This is a genomic window from Marinobacter sp. UBA3607, assembly GCF_002375525.1.
Classification (GTDB): Bacteria; Pseudomonadota; Gammaproteobacteria; order Pseudomonadales; family Oleiphilaceae; genus Marinobacter; species Marinobacter vinifirmus.
Map to the genome: position 1 here is coordinate 146,543 of NZ_DFLY01000010.1, position 8,028 is coordinate 154,570.

Below are 8,028 nucleotides of genomic sequence, written 5' to 3' on the forward strand. Positions count from 1 at the left end.
GTGTCTCCGATTATTCCCGGTTAGCCGCGGTGCACTCGGAAGCACCCGGATTGCTGGCACAACGGATCTTGCTCAGCAGGCTCATCATTTTCGGGTGATAGACACTCGGTGCGTTGTTCACACCGTCACGCATCTCCAGGCGGTTCTCGCGGAACATTTCCTGGTAGCCGGTGATGTCTTTCTCGGGAATACGAATCCACTGCTCGTCCGGAATACCCTCTTCCTGGCCCTGGATCAGGTTCATGGCCTGCGGGTACATACCCCAGGCAACATCACGGGCTTTCTGGGCGGTGTCGTCGTCCAGCACTTCATCACGGGCAACAATCTGGATGGTCAGCTGGGCCAGCGGGTAATCCACAATGCCGCCCTTGTCGCCAATCCCCTTGTACAGCTCCAGCGCCTCGTAGGCGAAGGCCGGGGCGTAGGCTGCATCAACCGAGCCGTTGTTAAACTTACCGGCAAAGTTGGTGATATCGGAGGGCACCACGGTGGCCTTCACGTAGTTCACCATGTGGATGGCGTCTTTCTGGTAGTCCAGGGTCGCCATGCGCTTACCGGCCAGTTCACCGGCGGTGTCGATGCTGCGGTCGTTCACGAACAGGTAACCGGCGCCGGCCGGCACAATACCCAGAACTTCATAGCCGCCGTCTTTCATCAGCGGCGCCGCCTTGGCCTGGGCCAGGGTGGCCAGCAGGGTTTTCAGGTCGTCGTAGGTGGGGATGGCACCCACGGCACTGATGCTACCGGTGAACTTGTTGAACGGACGGATACGGATATCGGTAGCCGCTACCGCATCACACTGGCCGGCATTGAAGTCGCCTACAGCCACGCCTTCATCGGTGTAAGGCTTGAGCTCGAAGTCCACACCGTGGGCTTTCATTTCCAGAGCGTAGTCTTTTACCAGGTTATACACATCGCCATTGGCGCCGATGACATCGAACACGCACATGGAAACGGTCTGGGCTGAAGCCAGCGGTGCGGCCACAGCAAGGGACAAAGCGGCAAGGGATTTGCGGATCATGACGACCTCCGGGTCATTCTTGTGTTTGTGGATAAGGTTTTCGTGCCGGACGGCGCTGCTACAGCAGGCCGTCCAGGTCCATGGTTTCAACGTTTTCGGTGCTGCGTTCCGGGCTCATCTTGCCGAAGTAGCTCTTCGGTGTGCGGTGCCCGTAATTGGCGGTCCAGTGCTTGTCAGACGAGAAGGTCACAACGCCCCGGGCCACCTCATCAACCAGTCGGTACTCGTCCCACACCTCGATACGACCGTCCGCCTCTGCGAAGCTGGCGATGGCATCGGCCAGTACCTGCGGGCGACCGAAGGTCTCAGCCGCTACAGCCTGCAAGGCGTGGGAAGCGCGCATACCGGTTTGCACACCCAGCTCGGCGCTGTTCTCCAGCACCTGCCAGGGGTCGGGGGCGAGTTCCGGACGGGTATCCGGCAGCAGCAGCCACACCAGTGCACGAACGGCATTGGGCAGGCCGCCCCACTTTTCGTTGTCTACACACTGGGCTGCCCGCTCGGCCTGGGGCGCAATGTTGCGGGGCACACCAGCCATGGCACCGGAGTTGGAATCGTTCACGATCGCCTGCATACCGGTCAGCAAGCCAAGCAGGAAGGTCAGCTCGTCCTGTTCGCTGAACAGGAACGGACATTCCAGAGGTTCTGCCGAAGGATCAAAATCGTAGGCCGCCATCGCACGCTGGAACGCCTGGTAACGGCGCTTCGCGGTCTGGGCGTGCAGTCGCTGGGCCTTTTCACGGGCATCCTTGGCGGCAGGAATGTCACCGCTGAAATCGGCCCGCAGGTAATCGAGCTCGGCTTCCCAGGTGCGGTATTCCATGCAGTTGGCCGCCAGCAGCATCAGCAGGGAACCGGTGGTATCCGGTGCAGAGGTTACCCGGGAGAATGAATACATGAGGGGGTCGACACCCTCGCCCAGGGCGCAGGCCATCTTCGGATCCGACATCTGCATCACGTAGGGTGTTGCTTCAGACTCCGAGTAATTGGAAAGCACCACGCCAGTGGTGGTGTAGATCGGGTTTGCAGAACAGCCGGCCAGCAACAGCACGGCCCCCGCGGTCGCTGTCTGGCGAAGGCGAGACGGGCAAGCACGCATGTAAGAAAACAGTGAGGAGATCATAGTTCGACGACCTTTCTTGCTTTGTTGTTGTGGGTGCAAGAATGCGGCGATTGCTGTCAGACAGAAATGGCTCGATTGCCGAAATGGATATGCCGATCAGGCCAATGGCCTGAATGGAAATCAAGAAAAGAGAAATTTATTGATATAAAACAATAGGTTTTGAATCAGCCAAAAATCAGGGGACACAGAAAATTTTTTAAGTATGTGAATGAATATTTTACAACTTCATAATTGCGAGCACCTGATCAGTCAACCCGTCGAGCGTTAATCCGCCCCGCTCCGGCCGGTACCAGGTCACCGTCCAGCTCAGGGCCCCGGTCAGCATCCGGCGCACAATGAACGGTTCCGCATCGATACTGCCCTCCGTGCGCAGTTGCTCCAGCACCGATAGCCACAGGCCTTCATAGTGATCCCGCAGGGCCAGTACTTCCGCCTGCGATTCCTCAGACAAACTCCGCCACTCATACACCAGCACCGCCATGGCCTCACCGGTCTGGCCGTTGATGGACTCCAGCTCGGCCCGCACCAGCGCCCGGAGCTTCTCCCGCAGGGTGCCAGCCTGCTCCATGGCCGCGTGCATCAAGGCGGTATTGAGGCGAATGGTCTCCACCATCACCGCTTTCAGGATTTCTTCCTTGGTTCGGAAGTGATGAAACAGGCTGCCAGACTGGATACCCACTGCTGCTGCCAGGTCGCGCACTGTGGTGCGCTCATAGCCTTTGTCCCGGAATAACCTGGCCGCCTCTTTCAACAAGCGCCCGCGAGCACTGGCGGGGTCGGAAACAAGCTGTTCGGCGATGAGGGACTGAAGAATCTCGTTCTGGTTCACAAAGGCCATCCGGTTGTCTTGCTGGGACTTTTTATTCTACCCGAGATTTGCCTGTTTACAAACCAAGCGCTTGCTTGGTATTGTCGATGGCATCGTTGCACCAGTCCGCAATCGCCGGGCGCAAAGAACAAGGCAAACAACATGGCACAACCCGACAAACCTATCCGCATCGGCTGCTCCGCCGCTTTCTGGGGCGACACGGAAACCGCTGCCGCCCAGCTGGTACGACAGGGCAACATTGATTACCTGGTAGCCGATTACCTGGCCGAGATCACCATGTCAATCATGGCAGGCCAGAAGATGAAAGACCCTTCTCAGGGCTATGCCCGGGATTTCGTGGAAACCGTCATGGCTCCGCTGCTGGGCGACATCAAGGCGCAAGGCGTCCGGGTACTGACCAACGCCGGCGGCGTGAACCCGGTTGCCTGCCGCGATGCCTTGCAGGCCCTGTGCGAGCAAGCGGGCGTGGACCTGAAAATCGCCGTGGTACTGGGCGATGACCTTCTGATGAAGAAAAAGAAGCTGGCCGATGCCGGCATCACCGAGATGACCACCGGCCAGCCCTTCCCCGGCATGATGGTCAGCCTGAACGCCTATCTGGGCGCGCCGGGCCTGGTGGCCGCGCTGGAACAGGGCGCCGACATCATTATTACCGGCCGGGTGGCGGACAGCGCCCTGGTGCTGGCGCCGCTGATGCATGAATTCGGCTGGAGCTGGAACGATTACGACAGGCTTGCCCAAGGCAGCCTGGCGGGGCATTTGCTGGAATGCGGCGCCCAGTCTACCGGCGGCAACTTTACCGACTGGGACCAGGTGGCCGACGGCTACGCCAATATGGGGTTTCCGATAGCCGAGGTCAGCGCTTCCGGCGACTTTGTGATCACCAAGCCAGAAGGTACCGGTGGCCTGGTCAGCCTGGGCACCGTGAGCGAACAGCTGGTGTACGAGATTGGTGACCCACGGGCCTATCTGTTGCCGGATGTTACCTGTGATTTCACTCAGGTGACTCTGGAGGAAACCGGCAAGGATCGGGTTCGGGTTATTGGTGCGAAGGGCCTGCCGCCCACCGACAGCTACAAGGTATCCGGCACCTGGCCGGATGGCTTCAAATGCACGGTCACCTTCCTGCTGGGAGGCATCAATGCCAAGGCGAAGGCGCAGAAAGTGGCCGAAGCCATTCTGGCGAAGACATCCGCGATGTTTGCCGAGCGTGGCCTGCCGGACTATTCCGAAACCAGCATTGAGCTTTTGGGCACCGAAACCACTTACGGTGCCCACGGCCGGGGCGACCAGTGCCGGGAAGTGGTAGTGAAGATTGCCACCGCCCACCCGAACAAGAAGGCGCTGGTGCTGTTCTCCAGGGAAATTGCCCAGGCGGCCACGGGCATGGCGCCGGGCATTACCGGCATTGTCGGTGGCCGTCCGACGGTGTGGCCGAAGATTCGTTTGTATTCCTGCCTGGTGCCGAAGTCCGAAGTGGCGGTTTCGGTGGAGCTGGCTGGTGAGAAATCCGAAGTGGCTGTGGTTACCGACGGTGGATTCGATCCGGGTTCGCTGCCTGCTGAGCCGGAGTCCCGGATGGAGGTTTCAACAGACACGACGGTGCCGCTGATCAAACTGGCCTGGGCGCGGTCTGGTGATAAGGGTGATCACAGCAATATCGGGGTGATTGCGCGGGATCCGGAGTTTTTGCCGTTTATTGAGGCGGCGTTGACGGAGCAGGCGGTGGCCCAGTGGATGGCCCATACGCTGAATCCGGAGTCTGGCAAGGTGACGCGCTGGGCGATGCCGGGGTTGCATGCGTTCAATTTCTTGCTGGAGCACAGTCTGGGTGGCGGTGGTGTGGCTTCGCTTCGGATTGATCCGCAGGGTAAGGCTTTTGCGCAGCAGCTTCTGGAGTTTCCGGTGCCTGTGCCTGATGGGCTGATCTCCCAGTGAACTCATTTTATTCGCTTCGGTGCAAGCACCCCAGCGGGGGTTGGCCTTACAAAAAGCGCTCCTGCGGCACCCCTTCGGGGTCCGGCCCGCAATCACAGATTGCGGTCGCTCAGCTGTCGCATGAAGCTTCGCTTCATAAACGCTCGGCTGAGCCCCTGTGGCGCTTCTGCTCCGCCATCCATGGCTCCGCACATTTTTGTAGGGCTCTCCCCCAGCGGGGCGCTCCGACGTTTTACGTGGATTCAGCTTATTTTGATAAGGACTTTTTATGAGTTATCAGTCTGTTCTTCGGCCGGGGCTGTTTGAAGGCCAGGTGTTTATTGTGACCGGTGGTGGTTCTGGAATTGGCCGTTGTACCGCCCACGAACTGGCGGCCCTCGGTGCTCAAGTTGCTCTCGTTGGTCGTAAGCAGGAAAAGGTCGATGCGGTAAAAGCCGAGATTGAGGCCGACGGCGGCATTGCCAGCGCCCATGCTTGCGATATTCGCGAGGAGGAATCGGTCAAGGCGACGGTGAAGGCCGTTATCGAGACCCACGGTGGGCTGAACGGGGTGGTAAATAACGCCGGCGGGCAGTTTGCGTCTCCGCTGACGGGGATTAATCAGAAAGGTTGGGAAACGGTGGTGCGCACCAATCTGACCGGCGGTTTTCTGATTTCCCGGGAGGCCTATACCCAGGCGTTAAGTAAAACCGGTGGTTCGATTGTGAACATTGTGGCGGATATGTGGGGTGGTATGCCGGGCATGGGCCACTCAGGGGCCGCACGGGCGGGGATGGTGAATTTTACCCAGACGGCGGCGGTTGAGTGGGCGCCTTCCGGGGTTCGGGTGAATGCGGTGGCGCCGGGGTGGATTGCTTCCAGCGGGATGGATAATTACCCGGCTCATATGAAGTCGTGGATTCGCAGCCTGGCGGATGCGGTGCCGATCAAGCGGATGGGGACGGAGTCGGAGGTGAGTTCGGCTATCTGTTTCCTGCTTAGCCCGGGCGCGGCATTTATCAGTGGTGACTGCCTGCGGATTGACGGGGCGGCTTCTCAGGGCGGGCGTGTCTGGCCGATGCCGAAGGCGAAGAATAACGAGCCCTATAACGGTTTCCATCGGGCGGTAACGCCGAAAGTTTTGAGTGACGACTGAGGATTTCCCATGCAGGTACTGGAAACAACAATAACCCCCCAGTCTGACGAGTTCCGGGCCAATGTGGAGGCCATGGAAGCGCACATCTCCACCTTCCGGGATGTGGAACAGAAGGTTCTGGACCTGGCGGAATCGGCCCGGGAGAAGTTCACCAAGCGCGGCAAGCTGCTGCCGAGGGATCGTATCAATCGGCTGCTGGATCGTGGCAGTGAGTTTCTGGAGCTGTGTTCACTCGCCGGTTACAAGATGCACGATGACAAAGACGGCTCCATGGCCGGCGGCGGCATTATTGCCGGCATTGGCCGGGTAGCCGGGGTGCGCTGTCTGGTGGTGGCCAGCAACAGCGCCATCAAGGGCGGAACCATTACACCCGCCGGCCTGGACAAGACCCTGCGTCTGCAGCAGATCGCCATGGAGAACAAACTTCCGGTGGTCTCGCTGTCGGAATCCGGTGGCGCCAACCTGAACTACGCCACCGACATTTTCGTGCTCGGCGCCCGGGGCTTTGCCAACCAGGCCCGCATGTCGGCTGCCGGTATTCCGCAAGTAACGGTGGTTCACGGCAACGCCACCGCTGGTGGCGCCTATCAGCCGGGGCTGTCGGACTATGTAATCACCGTACGCGAGCAGGCCAAGATGTTCCTGGCCGGCCCGCCGCTGCTGAAAGCGGCCACGGGCGAGGTCGCCACCGATGAAGAACTGGGCGGTGCAGAAATGCACGCCACCGTGGCCGGCACCGCTGAATACCTGGCCGAAGACGACGCCGACGGCATCCGCCAGGCCCGGGAGATTCTCGGCGCCCTGCCCTGGAATGAAAACCTGCCACTGCGCCAGGAACCTCAGTGGGACGAGCCGCTTTATCCAGCAGAAGAACTGCTGGGGGTGATTCCTTCCGACGCCAAGAAGCCCTACGACGTGCGCGAGATCCTCGCCCGCATCGCCGACGGCTCCCGGTTCCTGGATTTCAAGAACGAATACGACAGCCAGACCGTGTGCGGCACCATCCGCATCCAGGGCCACAGTGTCGGCATCATCGGCAACAACGGCCCGATCACCCCGGCTGGTTCCACCAAGGCGGCGCAGTTCATTCAGCTCTGCGACCAGGCCGGCACGCCCATCCTGTTCCTGCACAACACCACCGGTTTCATGGTGGGCACCCACTCGGAGCAGAACGGCATCATCAAACACGGCTCCAAGATGCTGCAAGCCGTGGCCAACTGCCGGGTGCCGAAGATCGCCGTGGTGGTCGGCGGCTCCTACGGCGCCGGCAACTACGCCATGTGCGGCCGGGGCCTGGACCCGAGATTCATCTTCGCCTGGCCCAACAGCCGCACCGCCGTCATGGGCCCGGCCCAGGCCGGCAAGGTGATGCGTATTGTGGCCGAAGACAAACAACGCAAAAGCGGCATCGAACCCGACGAGAAGACCCTGGCGTTCCTGGAACAGGCCACCGCCAAGAAACTCGAAGACGGCTCCACCGCCCTGTTCGGCACCGCACGGCTGTGGGATGACGGCCTGATCGACCCACGGGATACCCGACGGGTTCTGGCCCTGGTTTTGTCAGTCTGCCGCGAGGCCGAGCAACGGCAGCTACGGCCCAACTCTTACGGCGTGGCTCGGTTTTAGGTGGGGAGCTGGCTTCACCTGGTGTTTTATTTTGGGTGGAGCCCGCCTCGTGGATTGTTGTTCAGTAGTTGGAACCATGTGGGATGAGCTGTCCAAAAACCGCTACAAGCACATCCATGTGCGCTTCTCTCCGGCCATCCATGGCCTTCGAAGATTTTTGGACAGCTCATCCCACATGGTTCTACTCGACGTCACGGGAACATCTTTTTCGAGATGGCTTATCAAACTCAACCAAGGTGTGTCACAGCACTGCATCAGCTGCACCGCACTCACAAATTGCTGGCAGGATGCACCAAAGTCTTTAATTCAAGCGGGTGTGGTGTGGGGCCTTCAGAAAATGTGCGGAGCCATGGATG

7 protein-coding genes are annotated in these 8,028 nt (G+C 60.0%); 4 read left to right on the forward strand and 3 right to left on the reverse strand.

All coding sequences use genetic code 11. From position 1 onward, the window contains the following. Positions 1-10 precede the first annotated feature (10 nt). The 3 genes from B2589_RS03185 to B2589_RS03195 all read right to left on the reverse strand — a co-directional run bounded on the left by B2589_RS03185 (position 11) and on the right by B2589_RS03195 (position 2,982). Positions 11-1,021 carry a putative solute-binding protein gene (locus tag B2589_RS03185; protein WP_199458019.1) on the reverse strand — a complete coding sequence of 337 codons (1,011 nt, stop codon included), beginning with the start codon at positions 1,019-1,021 and terminating at the stop codon, positions 11-13. Between the two features lie 58 nt (positions 1,022-1,079). Further along, a complete protein-coding gene (locus tag B2589_RS03190) occupies positions 1,080-2,144 on the reverse strand; it encodes a hypothetical protein (protein ID WP_286815592.1) in 1,065 nt (354 codons plus the stop codon). A 217-nt stretch (positions 2,145-2,361) separates the two neighbouring features. Then, a complete protein-coding gene (locus tag B2589_RS03195) occupies positions 2,362-2,982 on the reverse strand; it encodes a TetR/AcrR family transcriptional regulator (protein WP_094623865.1) in 621 nt (206 codons plus the stop codon). Between the two features lie 132 nt (positions 2,983-3,114). On the opposite strand from B2589_RS03195, the gene B2589_RS03200 reads away from it, so the two are divergent. The 4 genes from B2589_RS03200 to B2589_RS03215 all read left to right on the forward strand — a co-directional run. Then, a complete protein-coding gene (locus B2589_RS03200) occupies positions 3,115-4,911 on the forward strand; it encodes an acyclic terpene utilization AtuA family protein (protein WP_286815593.1) in 1,797 nt (598 codons plus the stop codon). 268 nt (positions 4,912-5,179) lie between these two features. Next, a complete protein-coding gene (locus B2589_RS03205; protein WP_058341365.1) occupies positions 5,180-6,046 on the forward strand; it encodes an SDR family oxidoreductase in 867 nt (288 codons plus the stop codon). Between the two features lie 9 nt (positions 6,047-6,055). Then, complete coding sequence (locus tag B2589_RS03210; protein ID WP_286815594.1) at positions 6,056-7,672, forward strand: acyl-CoA carboxylase subunit beta; 1,617 nt, start codon at positions 6,056-6,058, stop codon at positions 7,670-7,672. A 76-nt stretch (positions 7,673-7,748) separates the two neighbouring features. Continuing rightward, a partial coding sequence (locus B2589_RS03215; protein ID WP_286815595.1) for a hypothetical protein occupies positions 7,749-8,028 on the forward strand: 280 nt, incomplete at its 3' end.